Origin of the sequence: Aliterella atlantica CENA595 (assembly GCF_000952155.1) — a bacterium.
Classification (GTDB): domain Bacteria; phylum Cyanobacteriota; class Cyanobacteriia; order Cyanobacteriales; family Chroococcidiopsidaceae; genus Aliterella; species Aliterella atlantica.
The window spans coordinates 1-17,727 of the sequence record NZ_JYON01000043.1; the positions used below are offsets into that span (position 1 = coordinate 1).

Below are 17,727 nucleotides of genomic sequence, written 5' to 3' on the forward strand. Positions count from 1 at the left end.
TACAGCAAATCCATTTGCATCAGACTCGATAGTACTAAAAATACCACTATTGTCCAAAGCAACGCGGTTGCGAGCGTCGATGATGACGTTACCAGCGTTGCCTTTTCCATAGGTAGTTGCACTCAGTCCTGCCCTATTAGTTAGAGCGAGAGAGCCTGTAGTGATGCGAATATCTCCGCCATTACGTACCACAAATTCATTTGCGCTAGTAGAGCTTACAGTACTAAAAATAGCACTATTGTCCAAAGCAACGCGGTCGCGAGCGTTGATGATGACGTTACCAGCATCACCTTGTCCAAACGTACTTGCACTCAGTAGTGCGTTGTTAGTTAGGGAGAAAGAGCCTGTAGTGATGCGGATATCTCCACCATTACCTACAGCAAATTCGTTTGCGTAAGCATACCCTACAGCACTAAAAATATCACTGTTGTCCAAAGCAACGCGCTCGCGGGCGTTGATAATTACATCGCCTGCATTACCTTTTCCTATTGTGTTTGCAGTCAGTCCTGCCCCATTAGTTAAGGAGAGGAAACCCGTAGTGATGCGAATATCTCCGCCGTTACCTACAGCAATCTGATTGGCGTTATTTATTGCACCGTTAGTGCTAGAAATAACACTACGGTAGATAGGCTCTATGGGATCTCTACCATCTATAGTGACGATATCGCGAGCATTAATAATCACATTGCCAGCATCACCTTTGCCAGCGAATGCACTTGCAGCCAATTGTGCCCCGTTAGTTAAGGAGAGAGAGCCTGTAGTGATGCGGATATCTCCGCCATTCCCCACAACAGTAGTAGCATCTGAGGTAGTAGTGCCTACGGTACTAAAAATATAACTTCTGTCAAAAGTAACGCGCTCGCGAGCATCGATGATGACGTTGCCAGCGTTGCCTTTTCCTACTGTAAGGGCAATTATTCGAGCACCATCAGCCAAGGAGAGTGAGCCAGTAGAAATTCTGATATCGCCTGCGTTGCCGATGCCGCCAATACCAACTTGGTTTCTAATAACGGCTCGGTCTTCACCAACAATAGTACTGGCGTTGAGCGTAATATCTCCTGCTTGAGCACTAACAAAGCCAGAGTCGCGACCAATTCCTGCTGATAAACGACTGCCTAAAATCTCCAACTTGCCTGCATTTATAGTAATACTGCCACCACTATCTGCCACTACATCGATACGACCTTGGTTAGCCAACAAAACATCTGCTCGCGCTACTCCAATCGGAAAATTCAAACCACCATCAGCGTTGAGGTTGATTGTTCCTGGTGCGCCTAGTCCACCGATTTCTACTCGTCCGCCCAAAGCATTTATGCCACCACCATTTATGCTAATGTCGCCACCTAGTAGCGTTAAATTCTTACCATTTGGTACTTGTAAACCAAATCCAGGCAAGCCAGAGGGGTTGGTTTGCGTCGGTAAAACCGAATTATTAGCGATTGGTGCAGGATTGAGTTGATTAAACAAAAATGCTGATGGTTGCACTGTAAGTAGTGGTGGTGCAGTCGGATTGGTGGCACTGAAATTACCTTGATTGTTGAACTCGATCGCCGATGCCGTAGTTGCAGTAAACGAGCCACCTAAATCTAATCTGGCGTTAGCACCAAAAATAATCCCACTGGGGTTAATCAAGAATAAGTTTGCCCTTCCTCCCAGCACGCCCAACGTGCCATCAATTTGCGAAGAGTTGCCACCAGTAACGCGCGTGATGATGTTGTTTACACCAGGGTCGATAAAATATACGCTACGTCCTACATCTACACCAAACTGCTGAAAACTATGAAATAGATTGTCGCCGCGTCGTGCGCCGCCATTAATGCGATCGCCTTGCGTATCTCCACCAAGCGGCACAACTGTAGAACGCTCATTGCCTAAAGTATCATCGGCGATCGGTCTATTTTGTGCTGCTACCCGATTTGTCCAGCCCAGCAGCAGACAACTGACAATAGTCCCGCTTGTTAGTATTTTCCAACTAGGGCAACGTATATTAGTCATTTCCTCAGTAGTCATGTAATGGCAGCAAATATTGTTACAGCATAGACGAAGATAAAACAGAAAGACAGGTAACGGTGTGGGGAATTAGCAATTAAATTTATACTTTGTTACAACCAGATAATATACTTTTGGTCTGAGCGAACTTTTCCGGACAATATCCTACCTTTTGTCCGAAGCAGTCCCTAACTTTTCTAACCTTGTAATTGATACATTCAAAAGCGCATAGTTGAGAGTAACCGAGTTTTGAATCAGTTATCAGGTAATGCAGTCAGAAATTGCAGAGGTAAAGATACGATTCACATATCAGGGTGTTGCATCCGATCGCCATCCTCCTGGCTTTGTGCAGTCTGACGCTGTAATGAGTAGCGCGGATGTTGCAATTTGTGAAATGTATTTCATATCTAAATAATGCGATCGCGCTGCTTGTAAGTCTCGCAAGCAGTAATGTACATCAGCAAAAATCAGTTTTTAGACTTGTTAGTTCCCAAAACCCAACATATTTTCTCTATCACAGCTTGTAGGTAAAATTGATGCACTTCAAACCACTTAAGCGTCGCGAATTTATCTGGGGATTAGGTCTAAGTGCCTTATCTTCTAGCCTCCTTCAAGACAATCTAGTCGGGGCTAACAATACCCAACGATCGCCCTCTGTCTTAGTTTTGGGAGCAGGGTTATCTGGCTTATATACTGCATTACTACTAGAAAGAGCAGGAGTTAAGGTTGTTGTCTTAGAAGGGCGCGATCGCGTAGGAGGTCGCGTCTACACTTTAGATAATCTTCCTGGTAAACCAGAAGCGGGAGGGCAAGGATTCAGTGAAAGATACCAGCGTTTGCTAGCTTTAGCTGCAAGTTTGCAAGTGCCTACAACACAAGCAAGCCCGCCAGGGCGAGACTCTTTGCTTTACGTGCGATCGCAACCTGTAGTGTCATCAGACTGGGCTACATCAACAGCTAACAAATTAGCAGAGACAGAGCGCAATACCCTGCCACCACGATTGCTGACATCATACCTCAGTCCAGATAATCCTTTACCAGACGAAACAGCATGGCTAAAGGCAGAATATGCTGACCTTGACATTTCCCTAGAGCAATATCTGAGTGCCAAAGGTGCTTCACCAGAAGCATTACGCTTAATGAACTTTAATCCTGCTTCCTTGTTCAATAGTATAGAAGCTACCTCTGCTCTTTGGGCACTGAGAAATAATCAAAGAACCAAAACTCCTAGCAAACAACCGATGCGGATTGAGGGGGGCAATTCTCGTCTACCAGAAAAAATGGCAGCAGCCCTTAAGTTTCCCGTGCAAAAAAACAAGACAGTTACATCGATTAGGTCAAGTGGCAGTTGTGTAGAAGTAGAATGTGCAGATGGTTCAAACTTTCAAGCTGATTATGCAGTGGTTACTTTGCCCTTTTCTGTATTGCGGCGGATAAAAATAACTCCTCCCCTACAAGGCAAACAAGCCCAAGCAGTAGCAGAATTACCTTATACGATAATAACGCGGATGCAATTAGCAGTCCGCCGCCCTTTTTGGGAAGAAGATGGATTTCCCCCGCAGATGTGGACGGATACGCGACTGCAAAACATCTTTCCTGTAACAGATGCAACCGGAACGCAAAACCTATTCTGTATTACAGGTGGAAATAGCGCTCGACAGTTGGATGCGATGAATCCGCAGATGTTGGCTGAATTTGTCCAATCAAAACTAGCACGCATCCGCCCTGCAAGTAAGGGGAATGTAGAGGTAACTAATGTCGTTTCTTGGGGGCGAGATCCATTTGCAAGAGGTGCTTACGCTCACTTCGCGCCTGGACAAATCCGCCGCTTTCAAGGCAAAATGGCTCAACCTTGGCAGAGGATGCACTTTGCTGGCGAACATACAGCGATCGCATCTGCTGGGATGGAAGGGGCATTGGAGTCAGCAGAGCGAGTAGTAAACGAAGTTTTGGCGCGTATTCAGTAGATACAAGTAATGTTAAGCTACACCCTTAATTGGCATGAGGAAGCAGAGCGACTGAAATGACGCTCCTCATCTAGTTATTTCCGAACAGGTAGAGCCAGCAGCCAATACTAAATTTTTTGCCAACTTAAAGAGTAATAATGATAAATCAATCTTCTGCTCGTGCGCTCGCGCTCGGCATAGTTTTATATCCCAACTTGAATTTACTGAGTTTTACAGCTTCCTATGAAGTTTTTTCTTATCTACCTGATGCTAGAGTTTATCTGTTAGCTCCAACTCTCGATCCCATCCACTCTGAATCGGGTATTCGCCTTTTTCCTAATACTACTTTTGCTAAATCTCCCAATCTAGATGTATTGTTTGTACCAGGTGGTTTAGGTATTAATGCTAGACTAGAAGACACTGCGTTTCTCAATTTTCTAGAAACTCAAGGAAAACACGCTCGTTACGTAACCTCAGTTTGTACTGGTTCGCTCTTACTAGCAGGTGCAGGCTTACTTCAAGGATACCGTGCCACCACCTCTTGGTCTGCTCTAGAGTTATTAGCGATGTTTGGAGTTGAGACTGTTGCCGAGCGAGTTGTCATCGATCGCAATCGGATTACAGGTGGAGGAGTTACCGCCGCCATTGACTTAGGACTGGCGCTAGCAGCCAAACTGTACGGGGAAATGGTAGCGCAAGAGATTCAATTGGAGATGGAATACAATCCTACACCTCCATTTCTAGGTGGATCTTCCCAAACAGCCAATCCTCTTGTTTTAGCAAGGGTACAAGCCCAAGGTCAACCTTTGTTTGAGATGCGTCGGCAAATTATTCAACGGATAGTTGGTATGTAGCACTGGGAACAAGCGATCGCGCCTTTTAACTGTAAAGTCTGGAACGAGCAAAAAATCATTTTGGCGATCGCATAAATTTAGAAAATAGCTTTAGCTGAAAATCCACCTATCAACTCCTAAACAATCAACAAACAAAAAGAGAGAAGCCGAATAAAAAATCATGCTTTGGTCCTTTTTTAAAATGCTGGCTAAAAGCATCTGACTAGAACTAAGAGCAAGAAAGATAAATCCATAGCCACTTAAATCAACTTTAGCTGCCAGCAAAACACCTCCTGCGATCGCGCAAATGCTACTAGATCGCTTCAAGTGTTTAACTAGAATCAACCTTTTTCTAATGCTCGAATTGCTTGTCATTTGTCTGAACATAATTCAACGCTACGCCGAATAGATAACAACGGGAAATTGAGCGATTGAATGATGGAGGTAAGATAGCGTGCTCCATTAGGGTAATGTTCTAGACTTGTGTAATTTGTGCAAGAATGGCATTGTTCTTAGCCGTTCTTGTTCGTATGGTGCTTGAACCTGTCTAAGTTACTACAGTACAAACGTGGTAGAAAATGGCAAAAGTGACGAAGGAAAACAACAGTTAGCTTTGTTTTTTTGTTTGGACTGATGCATTAGTCGTAGTTTTTCTTCATTTCATGACGTTTGAACGTGGGACAAATTGGTCAAACTCTAACAAAAACAGATAGTTCTCGTTTGTTGTTTTTGAGCGTAGCACTACAAAGACTTTATTAAAGACATAATTGGAGAAGTTCGGATCTTCTTCGGGCGAAGTGTATGAAGCTGTTCGTGGAGGCTCCCATGTCGGTAGTGCTAAATAAGTAATGATGCATTGCAGTAGCGGACAAAATACTAAATTGCACCAATGCGGTCGCTATGCTAATTTAACAAATAACAATGTTTTGTACACTTAGCGAGATACTCGTTGTTGGAGCGTGTTGTTCAAGGGTTCGATGTAGCCCGTTTTACCAGTCTGTTTACCGACTGCACGATGTCTACGGTTTGGTAGAACTGCTGCATAACTTTGTTTTATCACCCTAAGCAGAAGAAGATATGTAGAGGAGGTGAGCTGATGCAAAATACAGCACGCGAACTGATTCAAATAGTACAATCGAGTTATTTTAGGATTTAAATTCAATGTCCGAGCTAGCTAACAACACAATTGCTAATTCGCCCGCTCGTGCCATTGTCATTGGTGGCAGCATAGCAGGTCTACTTGCGGCTCGCGTTTTACTCGACCGCTTTGCTGAAGTCATATTGATTGAAAAAGATGATGTTACAGAACTGCAAAAAGCGCGTCCTGGTGTCGTACAATCGCAGCACGTACACGTCTTGCTGACTCAAGGGCAACGCCTGCTAGAGCAGCTATTTCCAGGTTTGGCACAGGAACTTAGTGCTGCAGGTGCGCCAACAGTAGAATGGACTGCTGACTGGCTAATGTTGGGAAGATCGAAGTGGAACCCTCGCTGTCCATCAGATTTATCTGGACGGACTTGTAGCCGGACTTTACTAGAGGGACTAATTCGCCAAAGGTTATCAGCTTACCCCAACCTAACTATGCTAACTGGTTGCCAGGTCAAAGGATTGCTAAGTGCAAAAGCTCCAACTCGCGTTACAGGGGTCAAACTGCATTGGCACAGCCCTAACGCAAGTGAAGTTGATTCGTTGAATGCTGCGTTGGTTGTAGATGCGAGTGGACGCAATTCTGCCTTGCCTGACTATTTAGTCGAGATGGGGTGTGAGGCACCACCCGAAACTAAAATCAATGCATTTCTGGGCTATGCAAGTCGCTGGTACCAGCGCCCAGAGAATTTGGAGGTAGATTGGCAAGGCATCACGATCGCCGCCGTCGAAGGTGTCAGTTCGCGGGGTGGCGTGTTATATCCAATTGAAGGCGATCGCTGGATTGTTACCTTAGGAGGTATAGGGCGAGACTATCCCCCAACCGATGAAGCAGGCTTTCTAGAATTTGCTCGTAGCTTACGAGTACCGATACTATACGACTTACTCAAAGATGCTCAACCTTTATCGCCCATCTATAGCTACCGTCGAACTGAAAATCGCTGGCGACATTACGAGCAGTTAAAGTCCTTGCCAGACGGCATTGTAGCAGTTGGCGATGCGGTTTGCACTTTTAATCCAGTGTACGGGCAGGGTATGACAACCGCAGCATTGGGAGCGATCGCCCTCGACCGTTGTTTGCAGCAGGCACACCCCACAAAGCTTAACGGCTTCCCACTCCGCTTTCATCGCCAGCTTGCCCGCATTTTGCAAGCACCTTGGCTAATGGCAACTGGAGAAGATAGTCGCTGGTCAACTACCGAGGGAGCCAAGCCAAGATGGAGCGATCGCTTTGTACAGAAATACGTCGATCGCGTCTTCTTACTGATGCAGGACAGTCCAGTTATATCTAGAGCATTTGCGGAAGTCATACACATGGTTAAACCACCGACAGCTTTGTTTGCGCCGAATATCTTGCTGCAAGTGCTGAAAAGCTACAGCAAACAAGGTTTGACTGGGGCAAAACTAGCTAAATAAGAGAGCAAGTTTTTATTAAGTATCTGTAGTATTAAATATATCAATGACAGTGACGAGCGCGGGGCTATTTTTCCGATGTTGTTTCTGGGCGATCGCGTTACTTAATTATATGCTTGGTTGTAATGTCGTATGTTCTGGTGTTGCTGCTTGGAACACAACCGTTGTTAGCACTGAAGCGAACTATTACTCACAACTTCCTACCTTTCGCCCGAATAAGTACCGAGCTTTAGCACTTCTCGTTCGATGTATATTTTAAAGTGCGTTGCTGCGCTGCTTTGGGATGTTTTTCTAAATACACTTGTCCAGGTTGCTAGCACTGTAGTTATACCGCTGAATAACAGAAAACCGTCAGAAGTAAGCAATTAAATGTACTTCGATCTCGATCTTCTAACTTTTCAACTTCGCTGCTTAAAAACCTAAACTGGAGTTTATTTCTGAAGCGCAAGCTTAATAATTGCATAAGTTTTACATTCTTTGCCGTCATTACCTTACAATTTTTTACTCTCGTATGAATTACTACTTAAAACGGCTTTCCTGTATGCCTTGGATTTCTGGAGAAAACCTCAAAAGGCTTATATACAAAGATCGACAGTGTGCAAGCAGAAAGTTATCATTAATTGCAGTCACAACTGTATTTGTTGTCGTTCCCACTTCGAGTCAAGCTGCTGCATTTATTGGCGATCGCGCCGATTTACAGGGTAACGACCAAGTGGACTGGTCTAGTGTAGGAGTTACGTCCCCATTTCAGGTATTGTCCAATAACTCCTCTGCTACTTCTGAGCAAGGATTAAAGCTAAACGTCCAAATCCCGCAAGCACTTAGTTCTCAGATTACGCCGCCAGTTGTATTTCAGACATTGCCTACCTCGCCTGGTATTCCAACCAACTTTGCTAAAGGTGAAAAAAAGGGGCGACTAACTATTCAATGTGATGAAATGTGGTCATTTGTGGCTAGCAAGAAGAACAAGCAGTGGATTTGGCTAGCCTTGGATGTAAACACAAGAGAAATTGTAGGTGTTTATGTTGGTCGGCGCAGCCATGAGGGTGCAAAAGGCTGGTGGGACTCATTGCCTGCGGTGTATCGACAATGCGCCATCTGTTACACAGATTTTTGGTCTGCTTATGAGCAGATTTTCCCTAGTTCGCGGCATCGAGCTGTTGGCAAAGAGAGTGGTTTAACCAATTTGATTGAACGATTTAACTGTACGCTCAGTCAACGGGTTTCACGTTTAGTTAAAGATACTTTGTCCTTCTCAAAAAAGCTAGATAACCATATCGGAGCCATCTGGTATTTCGTGCATCACTACAATTTATCCTTACTTATTTAGGACTACCCCAGATTTTAATCTTCCGAAAGTAACAAGAGTGACAAATGAGGAATATAGATATAGCTAATGTTAATAAGGTAATCAGGAAAATTTCATGAGTAATTATGTGCTTGCATTGCCAGATAATTTACTTAACTTCTTAACTTTAATTGAGCTACTACAGTACAGAGCTAACAAACAATCTAACCAAACCGCTTATACTTTTCTCAAGAATGGAGAAACTGAAGAAATCAGCCTCAGTTATCAGGAGTTAGAGCAGCGGGCGAGGGCGATCGCTGCATATCTGCAATCCTTGAATACCAAGGGTGAACGAGCATTACTACTTTACCAGCCTGGTTTAGAATACATCGCGGCCTTTTTCGGATGTTTGTACGCGGGAGTTATAGCTGTTCCTGCTTATCCACCACGTTTTAACAAACCCATGCCTCGCCTACAGGCGATCGTGGCAGATGCACAGGCAAAAATTGCCCTCACGACTACATCCATCTTGACGAATATAGAGGAGCAATTTCCACATACTCCAGATTTAGCAACTTTGCATTGGATAGCTACAGATACTATTGATCGTGATGTCATCGAGAAATGGCAACAACCATTAATTAATAGCGACACACTAGCTTTTCTTCAGTACACTTCCGGCTCTACAGGGACACCGAAAGGAGTAATGGTTAGTCATGGCAACTTACTCCATAATTTGTCTTTGATTTACCAATGTTTCGAGCATCAGCCCCATAGTCAAGGTGTCATCTGGTTACCACCTTATCATGATATGGGCTTAATCGGCGGCATACTACAACCCCTCTATGGTGGCTTTCCAGTCACATTGATGTCGCCAACAGCCTTTATTAAGAAGCCTTTTCGTTGGCTACAGGCAATTTCGCATTACAAAGCTACTACTAGCGGTGGACCTGATTTTGCTTATGACCTGGTTTGTCGTCAGATTACTCCTGAACAGAAAGCAACTCTTGATTTAAGTAGTTGGGATATTGCTTTTACCGGAGCTGAACCCATCAGGGTCGAGACTCTAGAGCGTTTTGCCACTACTTTTGCACCTTGTGGCTTTCGCCCTGAGGCATTTTATCCTTGCTATGGAATGGCTGAGACAACGTTAATCGTATCGGGGGGGTTGAAGAAAGCAGTGCCAATTATTTGTTCAATCAAAGGAGCAGACCTAGAGGAAAACCGAGTCATAGCTGGTAGTGGAAAACAAGAGGGCGATCGGTTACTTGTTGGTTGTGGTAAAACCCAACTCAACCAGAAAATTGCCATCGTCAATCCCCAAACCTTAACCCTCTGTCCTCCCAATCAAGTAGGAGAAATCTGGGTATCAGGGCCAAGTGTTGCTCAAGGTTATTGGCATCGACCATCCCAAACTCTAGAGACTTTTGATGCCTACCTTGCAGATACAAAAGAAGGGCCATTTCTGCGAACCGGTGACTTAGGCTTTTTACAAAATGGTGAACTGTTTATTACAGGTCGCCTCAAGGATTTGATTATCATCTTTGGTCGTAACCATTATCCCCAAGATATAGAGATGACTGTAGAAAAATCTCATCCAGCCCTGCGTCCAAGCTCTGGAATAGCCTTTTCCCTCGATATCGCAGGTAAAGAAAGGCTCGTAGTTGCTCAAGAAGTAGAGCGTAGTTATTCTCGCAAGCTCAATGCTGATGAAGTGATTAAGGCAATTCTACAAGCTGTGTCAGAACAGCACGATTTACAAGCTTATGCAGTCTTACTAGTTAAAACTGGAAGTTTGCCTAAAACTTCTAGTGGTAAAGTCCAACGCAGTGCTTGTCGGGGTGAATTTCTTGCCGGAACCTTAGATATAGTTGCAGATTGGTGTGTTAATCCTCAGCACAAAATTAAATTCCGCTCTCTGGAAGCGGAAGTAAAGACCCTATGGCAAAAATTGCAATCAGGTCAGCATTCATAAAAAGTCTCAGAAAATGTATAGTGCTGCTTTTAGATCGGACGAACTCTTAAATCAGTGAACAGTCAACAGTTATCAGTTATCACTGTTTCAGTCGTTTATTTACGCCGTGCTGTACTAGTAAGCAAGATTTACAAACAGATTAAATCAATTGGAGGATTTTACTTTGTCTACACAAGCAGAAATTGCAGTTTCCTATGATGTTTCTAATGATTTTTTTCGGTTATGGCTAGACAAACGCATGATCTATACATGTGCTTTGTTTGAAGGAACTGATGACTTAGAGACTGCTCAATTCAACAAGCTCAAATGGTTTCACGAAGCGGTGAGAGCTGATCCAAATAAGCGACTGCTAGATATTGGTTGTGGTTGGGGAGGGACTATAGAGTTTTTCTCACAAGAAATGGGATTGAAAGATGTAACTGGGATTACCTTATCCCCTGCTCAATACTCAGAAATTAAGGCTAAATCTATTCCTGGACTATCTGTTGAATGTGTGTCATATACAGACTATCAACCCAAAAAAAAGTTTGATGCGATCGTTAGCATTGGGATGTTTGAGCATATCGCCACACCAGAACAAGCGCGTACCGGTGAACATATCTCAATTTATCGAAATTACTTTCGCCGAGCTTGGGAGTGGACAAATCCTGGTTCTTGGTTTGGACTTCAAAGTGTGGTTGGTTTTCGAGTCCCGCGAGACCGATACGACGTTCAAGAAATTAGTTGGGTGACATCTACCATTTTTCCGGGAGCAATCACACCACGTCTAGAAGCGATCGCTGCATCAGTGAATCCTTATTGGGAAATTATGGAAGTCAAAACCAGGCGAGAACACTATGCTAAAACGACAACAGAGTGGTTGCGACGGCTGCAAAATAATGATCTGCTGATTCGACAACGTTGGGGAGACGAGAAGTTTGCAGAGTATGAAAGATATTTGAGTGCTTGCGTTATGGCATTTGAAAAAGGCTATCAATCCCTAGTACAAATAGCCCTTCGTCGAGTTGATTGACATAGCAGTTTAACTGAGTCAAGTAGAAAATTTAGAGATGAATTCTGCTGTATTTAAGTGACCTATATTTTTCACAAAGGAATAAAAACAATGACCAACGAGCAAATTTTGGCTCTAATCAAAGAAGCTTTTGTGTTTGCTATTCCAGAGCAAGCACTAGCAGTAGAAGCTCTGACAATTGACCGCACACTCGGTGAGGTTGGTGTCAGTTCAATTATTGCCTTAGAAATGGCGGGATACATCGAAAACAAGTTGTCAGTTCAATTTGCAGATGATGAATTAGCTCAGATTAGTACTATCAAAGGCTTTATTAACTTAATTCGCCAGCACACAAACGTAATCGCTTGAAAAAATTAGCAACAAACAAATAAGGAGGTCAAAATGAGCGCTTCATTGACACATCAAGAGAAAATGTATCGTGCTTATATGGAATTCTTTGATATAGCAGAGCGCAAACGACGCTGGCATCCCCTCAATGATATTCCTTGGGAAAAGCTCAATCCGGCAAAGAATTCCGAAGAAAAAGCTATTTGTGTCGAGACATTCTGTGGAGTCGAGTTGTACGTTCCAGACTATACTGCAAACGGCTTTAATTTAACGCGGACAATTTTTGGACACGCCTGGTTCCAAGCTAATTGGGGCTATGAGGAATCTAAGCATGGGCTGACTTTTCGTGAGTACTTGATTCGCTCAGGTCAGAGAACAGAAGAACAATATGCAGATTTTGAACAGCAGATTTTTGCCCAAGTCTGGAAACTACCGTTTCATACACGACGGCAAATGACCTGCTATGGTGCATTGCAAGAATCAGCAACATTTTTGATCTATCGCGCTCAGATGGAGAAAGCACGACAAGAGGGCGACGAAGTGTTGGATAAAATTTACTTCTACGTTAGTCGTGATGAAGCTGCTCACATGGGTTTTTATATCAAAGTTCTCCAATTGGAACTTGAAGAAGACCGAGAGGGAACTCTAGCTGATTTAGCATATGTGATTTATCACTTTCAAATGCCAGGAGTGGGATTGATTCCAGAGTATGACCAGCGTCTTGGGGTTAATGGAGTTGGCATTAGCTCCCAGCAATTTCTCCAACGGGGCATTTTCCCTCTATTGAGAGCAGTAGGAAGCAGCCGTCAAGAGATGGTGAAGCTATTCCATCAGAAGAAAAAGACCGAGCAGCCCGATAGAATATCTGCTTAATTGCTTCTCAAAAAACCTGTTCTTGTTGACATGAGCCGACCGCCCTGAAAAGTCAAGAGAATCAGAAGTATGGTTTATTTCATACCTAGCGATCGCCTCACCTCAAGCTCTTGAATTCATTTATCCATAATCGGAGCGAAAGACCAATGGTACAAATAGAAGAAAACAAAATCAAAAGGCTACCAATACCGTCAGAGTTTTATCGTCCCTCTATAATTGGCTCAATTTCCTTCATTGTTTATACATTGGCACTTTACACTGTGCCAGCCTTCCTAGCGCGTGTCTTGTTGCTGACACCATTACCACTACCACTAGCGGCGCTTTTAATGCTGCCGTTGATCTGGTTGGCGGCGCAAGGAATGTTGCTATTTGCTTGGTTGGGTCATGAAGGCTTTCATCTTTTGCTGCATCGGAATAAATTTGTCAGTGCTTTAACTGGAGTTTTCTTTGCATCAGCACTACCAACTTATTTCGAGACTGGCTCTGCAATTTCTCATTGGAATCATCACCGTTTTACTAATCAGGCTTCAGACCCAGATTGTCAAATTTTTCAACACTTCCAGAGTTTTTGGTCTAGACTTTTCCTAGCAAGAATTGTAGCTAACTTTAAGTACTTCACAAATACGCTGAAGATGGCACTCAACCTGCCGTTATCTTACTCGTATCAATTTCCATTCAAGTCTCGTTCGGTGGTCTTACTTGCCTGGGCGAATATCGCATTCTCAGTTTTATGGCTGGCATTTTACGCAGCTGTGACGATTTATGACCCAGTTACTGGAATTGTTTGCATTTTATTACCTGCCACAGTGATGTACTTTATTTCTAGCCTACAACCTTATCTAGAACATACTGGAACCGCGATCGGTCTGGGTCGTGATGCCAAAACCCAGACCTCACTCATATTTACCTGGCTGTACTTTGGCAACAATTATCATCTCGAACATCATCTTTATCCGGGAGTGCCATGCTATCGTTTGCCAGCTGTGCATCGTTTACTTCAAGAACAGGGCTTTTACGACCGTGCAGCATCAGGAGGGTTAATTGAGCCGTCTGTTCTCAAGCCATATATCCAGGCTCTTTCTGTTAGTTATCCACAAGCAGCAAGTCAAGATAGTGCTTTTGACCCTATGGTTCCAGTGTCCTTATCGGGAAATTAGCTCTAAAGGTCACCTGGCATTTGATTAGTTAGTAACAATTGAGATCAAGGAAAATTATGAATGTACTTGTAATTGGTGGCACAGGCGTCATTGGCTGGCATGTAGTTCTTGAACTTTGTGCGCGTGGACACAAAGTGCGAATTCTGGCACGCCGCTCCCCGAAAGAAATCACCCTACCCGACCAGGCTACTTTCGTCAGTGGAGATTATCTCAAAGAAGATATCAGCAGTGCCTTTGATAACATTGATGGGATTATTTTTGCGGCATCGCCTGACTACCGTCAACTTGTACGTGGGAGTGCATGGGATTTTTATCAACATACTAACGTTGAAGCACCTGTAAAGCTGTTTCAGACAGCGGAAAGAAGCGGTGTGCGGCGCGGTGTGTTTGTCACTTCTTTCTATCACGCAGTCGCTTCAGAACTTACCCTCGATCATCCCTATTGTTACAGTCGTGCAGAATCAGAAGAAGCTGTTCTTAATGCTTGCAGTGGAGGATTAAACCTCTCTATTGTCCAGCCATCTTGGGTGGTTGGCCCTGGTTTTTCTAGGCATTTGACCCTCGCAGGTTTTTATCAGAATTTAGTGCGTTCATTTGCTCCACTATATGCTCCTCCAGGCGGCACGAATTTTGTTGCTGCAACGTCGCTTGCTCACGGTATGGTAACCGCACTGGAAACTGCTAAACATGGCGATCGCTTTTTGATCGGAGATGAGAATATTTTGTGGACTGAACTCATGGGACGTTTTGCTCGTGCTGCCGGTCGTCACGGAAAAGTTCGTACTATCCCCAAAGAACTTATTCACGCGAGTGGTAGTACTACAGCTGTGTGTCTGCGATTACTCGGATATGGCTCAGGATTAGAGCCTCATAAATGGAGTCGCTTTTTTACCAAAGAGTTTTACTTCGATCCTTCACCTGCTCAACAAGTTCTGAAATATCCAGTAGGCAAAATTAATCAGACCGTTGCTGAGGTAGTAGAAGGTAATAAAACAAGTCCAGCATTTCACTCATTAAGAGCATAACGTTCAGTTAAGGAGTTATTTATGATTATGCATGTAGTTAAAAGACCTACAATACCAGCAGAATTTTATCGACCATCCCTTCTAGGTACTACGGTATTGATTGCTTACGCTTTTTGCTTGTATATCGTGCCAGCGTACTTATCCTACTTGATTGCCAAGTCATTTAACTTTTTGCTACTGCAAATTGTGCTGATTATCCCCTTAACGATTATTGCTGGATATGGTCTTCAGCTATTGGGTTTTATCGGTCATGAAGGTTTTCATCTTTCGTTACATCGAAACAAATTGGTGAGTGTGGTTTTAGGGCTTTTTGTTGCATCTTCAGTGGTGACATATTTTGATACAGGTGCGATGATGCGCCATTGGAGCCATCACCGTTTTACAAATCAACCTTCTGACCCTGACATTCAAATACTTGCACCCTTAAAAACATGGTGGCAGAGACTATTCTTTGCTCGTTTTTTGCTGAATTTTCACCATATCAGGACTACTATCAATACTGCTTTAGGTCGTCCCTGGCCATTTCCTTACATGATGCCTTTTGAACTTAGAACAGTACGCGTTCTTTGTTGGATAAACTTTGGTTTTGCTCTATTTTGGGGCGGAATTTACATTGCGGTAATCTTGTACGATCCACTCGCTGGTCTATTTTCCATTGCTCTGCCATTACTGGTATTACTAATTATATCAGGATCTCAGTCCTATATTGACCACGGAGATACCAGCCACGATCCTAATGATATCTTTCATAATTCATGGAATCGGACATCTTTACTGGCAACAGCATTATGGTTTGGGGCTAATTATCACCTAGAGCATCATCTTTATCCTGGGGTTCCTTGTTATCGGCTACCCAAGCTTCACAAATTACTTCAAGAAAAGGGAATCTACGAACATGTGAAGTTGTTAACAGAATCTTCCTTTTTCTCAGCTTACAGTAGACTTGATGCTGACTATACCGCCGGAAACAAAAACAGTAGTTTCGATCCCTTAAAAATAGCTGTTGAATCGGCGACCAACATCTAAGTTAAATAGAAACTTACGTACTGTACAGATTAATAAATTAGATGAATTGCCTAAATTCAGTCATTTGAGATTTTTAGCTGCTATCTGAAAATATGTAGCGTTCGCTAATTTGGGATAAATGAAAATTTCCCGACTGAAAAATTCTCATTCATATTTGATTAGTGATGTCAGTGCGTAAGTCTGATAATCTGATTGTTGGAGCAAACTAATTTAGCAGCTTAACGCGTAAGCGATGATTTCCAATTTATGAGGTAAAAATTATGCCCTCCCAAAGACTGCGAGAGGAAAATATTACTATAGTGGCAGCGGATGGTCGGCAGTTATCTGCAAGGTGGTGGCTGGGAGCTAAAGCTTCAGAACATAGTGTAGTTTTCTTACCAGCGCTTGCCGCACCCCAGATATACCTGCGTTGGTTTGCAGCTTATCTTGCGGCACAGGGTTGGGGAGTCTTAACGTTTGATTATCGAGGCGTAGGAGCGTCGAAAGACATTGAATGTGATTCCTCTGTGACTTTTGATGATTGGGTGAATTTAGATATTCCAGCTGTTGTCGCTGAAGTCAAGCAACGAACTGGAACTAAATTTTTGGGAGCGATCGCCCACAGTATTGGAGGTCATTTGTTGGGGCAGAGTCCAGTTCATCAATGTATTGATGGTGCGCTCTTTATCTCTGCACAAAGAGGTATCCCAAAGCTGTTTAAAGGGATGGCACGCCTGAGAATCCATTATGCTTATATGTTTTTTCCCATTTTTATTCGTATATTTGGTAAATTGCCAGTTTCTAAATATACATTACCCCAGCAATGTCCCAGGCAGGTTTTATTGCAATGGATAAAGTGGGGGCGGACTGGTGTACTGACAGACGCAAATGGAGTGAATGTTGAACCACGATTTGCTGACTATAAAAATCCCTTAACTACAGTTACCATCTCAGATGATGATGACTATGCGTCTGCTGTTTCAGTCGAAGCATTAGCACGTCTTTATATCGGAACCACGGTGAATCATCAGCTGATCGTTCCTCAAGATTATGGATTAGAGAGCATCGGACATTTTGGTTTTTTTCATCGTCGAGTTCCGTTGATGCTGTGGTCTCAAATGGAACAATGGTTAAAACATCTGATGATTGAAGCAAATTTAAGCAAATCAAAATCAATCTGAATCTAATGATATTTTTGCAACTGTCTATTTTTCCTTTAACTGTTCAATTTGAAGATGTGGATGCTCATGGAGTTGTCCATCATCCTAATTATTTAAAATACCTGGAAAGAGCGCGCTCTTATGGGATGAAAAAATGTGGTTATAGCTTAGAAAAGCTGATATCTTCCGGTTCTGTATTAGCTATATCAGAAATTCAGGCTCATTATTTGCGTCCGGCTTTGCTAGAAGAGGAATTATTTGTGATTAGTCAAGTAACTGATGTCGGAAAAACTAGTATTAAAGTTCAGCAAGTGATAACTTTACGATTACCTAAAACTGACGAAATTCATCTAGCTGAAGATCAAAATGTCTCATTGCCTGAGACCATATTTTCGGCTAAAATCAGGCTGGTATGCGTTGATTTGAAATCGGCAAAAGCTAAATCTATTCCTCAAGATTTAAAACAAGCTATCAAAAGTTTTAATCAGCCTTTAGGGGCTAATTGTTCCCAAAATATAGATCCGCCATTAGTTGGAGAGTTACAAAAGTGTGAATACCTAATTACTACATAGTTTAGT

13 protein-coding genes and 2 pseudogenes are annotated in these 17,727 nt (G+C 43.1%); 13 read left to right on the forward strand and 2 right to left on the reverse strand.

Annotated elements, in window-relative coordinates; all coding sequences use genetic code 11:
* The coding region (locus tag UH38_RS23655) for a two-partner secretion domain-containing protein (RefSeq protein ID WP_144405770.1) at positions 1–2,010 on the reverse strand (2,010 nt) is incomplete at its 3' end.
* A 515-nt stretch (positions 2,011–2,525) separates the two neighbouring features.
* On the opposite strand from UH38_RS23655, the gene UH38_RS23660 reads away from it, so the two are divergent.
* Complete coding sequence (locus tag UH38_RS23660) at positions 2,526–3,956, forward strand: flavin monoamine oxidase family protein (protein ID WP_045057174.1); 1,431 nt, start codon at positions 2,526–2,528, stop codon at positions 3,954–3,956.
* Between the two features lie 137 nt (positions 3,957–4,093).
* Positions 4,094–4,789, forward strand: a complete 696-nt coding sequence (locus UH38_RS23665) for a DJ-1/PfpI family protein (RefSeq protein ID WP_045057175.1) — start codon at positions 4,094–4,096, stop codon at positions 4,787–4,789.
* Positions 4,790–5,705: 916 nt separating this feature from the next.
* Here the strand turns inward: UH38_RS23665 and UH38_RS28400 are convergent.
* Positions 5,706–5,798, reverse strand: a pseudogene (locus UH38_RS28400) (IS1 family transposase); the annotation flags it as partial.
* Between the two features lie 131 nt (positions 5,799–5,929).
* On the opposite strand from UH38_RS28400, the gene UH38_RS23675 reads away from it, so the two are divergent.
* The 11 genes and pseudogenes from UH38_RS23675 (at position 5,930) to UH38_RS23725 (ending at position 17,721) form a co-directional block, all read left to right on the forward strand.
* A complete protein-coding gene (locus UH38_RS23675; protein WP_045057177.1) occupies positions 5,930–7,330 on the forward strand; it encodes an FAD-dependent oxidoreductase in 1,401 nt (466 codons plus the stop codon).
* Positions 7,331–8,228: 898 nt separating this feature from the next.
* Positions 8,229–8,657: pseudogene (locus UH38_RS27790) on the forward strand (IS1 family transposase); the annotation flags it as partial.
* A gap of 94 nt (positions 8,658–8,751) precedes the next feature.
* Positions 8,752–10,590, forward strand: a complete 1,839-nt coding sequence (locus tag UH38_RS23685; RefSeq protein WP_045057178.1) for a fatty acyl-AMP ligase — start codon at positions 8,752–8,754, stop codon at positions 10,588–10,590.
* A gap of 163 nt (positions 10,591–10,753) precedes the next feature.
* Positions 10,754–11,602, forward strand: coding sequence for a class I SAM-dependent methyltransferase (locus tag UH38_RS23690; protein WP_045057191.1), 849 nt, complete (start codon positions 10,754–10,756; stop codon positions 11,600–11,602).
* Positions 11,603–11,692: 90 nt separating this feature from the next.
* Positions 11,693–11,950, forward strand: coding sequence for an acyl carrier protein (locus tag UH38_RS23695; protein WP_045057179.1), 258 nt, complete (start codon positions 11,693–11,695; stop codon positions 11,948–11,950).
* 33 nt (positions 11,951–11,983) lie between these two features.
* A complete protein-coding gene (locus UH38_RS23700) occupies positions 11,984–12,802 on the forward strand; it encodes an acyl-ACP desaturase (protein WP_045057180.1) in 819 nt (272 codons plus the stop codon).
* Positions 12,803–12,948: 146 nt separating this feature from the next.
* Positions 12,949–13,959, forward strand: coding sequence for a fatty acid desaturase family protein (locus UH38_RS23705; protein ID WP_052672556.1), 1,011 nt, complete (start codon positions 12,949–12,951; stop codon positions 13,957–13,959).
* A 56-nt stretch (positions 13,960–14,015) separates the two neighbouring features.
* Positions 14,016–14,984, forward strand: a complete 969-nt coding sequence (locus UH38_RS23710; protein ID WP_045057181.1) for an NAD-dependent epimerase/dehydratase family protein — start codon at positions 14,016–14,018, stop codon at positions 14,982–14,984.
* Between the two features lie 21 nt (positions 14,985–15,005).
* Complete coding sequence (locus UH38_RS25125) at positions 15,006–16,010, forward strand: fatty acid desaturase family protein (protein WP_052672557.1); 1,005 nt, start codon at positions 15,006–15,008, stop codon at positions 16,008–16,010.
* A 260-nt stretch (positions 16,011–16,270) separates the two neighbouring features.
* Positions 16,271–17,170: an alpha/beta hydrolase family protein gene (locus UH38_RS23720; RefSeq protein WP_045057182.1), complete on the forward strand. Its 900-nt coding sequence runs from the start codon at positions 16,271–16,273 to the stop codon at positions 17,168–17,170.
* 5 nt (positions 17,171–17,175) lie between these two features.
* Positions 17,176–17,721 carry an acyl-CoA thioesterase gene (locus UH38_RS23725; RefSeq protein ID WP_045057183.1) on the forward strand — a complete coding sequence of 182 codons (546 nt, stop codon included), beginning with the start codon at positions 17,176–17,178 and terminating at the stop codon, positions 17,719–17,721.
* The last annotated feature ends 6 nt before the right edge of the window (positions 17,722–17,727 follow it).

What these genes read in the sequence shown, in the direction of transcription:
- UH38_RS23705 (WP_052672556.1), top strand. Translation starts at nt 12,949, where the DNA reads ATGGTACAAATAGAAGAAAACAAAATCAAAAGGCTACCAATACCGTCA.
- UH38_RS25125 (WP_052672557.1), top strand. Translation starts at nt 15,006, where the DNA reads ATGATTATGCATGTAGTTAAAAGACCTACAATACCAGCAGAATTTTAT.
- UH38_RS23695 (WP_045057179.1), top strand. Translation starts at nt 11,693, where the DNA reads ATGACCAACGAGCAAATTTTGGCTCTAATCAAAGAAGCTTTTGTGTTT.
- UH38_RS23725 (WP_045057183.1), top strand. Translation starts at nt 17,176, where the DNA reads ATGATATTTTTGCAACTGTCTATTTTTCCTTTAACTGTTCAATTTGAA.
- UH38_RS23675 (WP_045057177.1), top strand. Translation starts at nt 5,930, where the DNA reads ATGTCCGAGCTAGCTAACAACACAATTGCTAATTCGCCCGCTCGTGCC.
- UH38_RS23700 (WP_045057180.1), top strand. Translation starts at nt 11,984, where the DNA reads ATGAGCGCTTCATTGACACATCAAGAGAAAATGTATCGTGCTTATATG.
- UH38_RS23685 (WP_045057178.1), top strand. Translation starts at nt 8,752, where the DNA reads ATGAGTAATTATGTGCTTGCATTGCCAGATAATTTACTTAACTTCTTA.
- UH38_RS23710 (WP_045057181.1), top strand. Translation starts at nt 14,016, where the DNA reads ATGAATGTACTTGTAATTGGTGGCACAGGCGTCATTGGCTGGCATGTA.
- UH38_RS23720 (WP_045057182.1), top strand. Translation starts at nt 16,271, where the DNA reads ATGCCCTCCCAAAGACTGCGAGAGGAAAATATTACTATAGTGGCAGCG.
- UH38_RS23665 (WP_045057175.1), top strand. Translation starts at nt 4,094, where the DNA reads ATGATAAATCAATCTTCTGCTCGTGCGCTCGCGCTCGGCATAGTTTTA.
- UH38_RS23660 (WP_045057174.1), top strand. Translation starts at nt 2,526, where the DNA reads ATGCACTTCAAACCACTTAAGCGTCGCGAATTTATCTGGGGATTAGGT.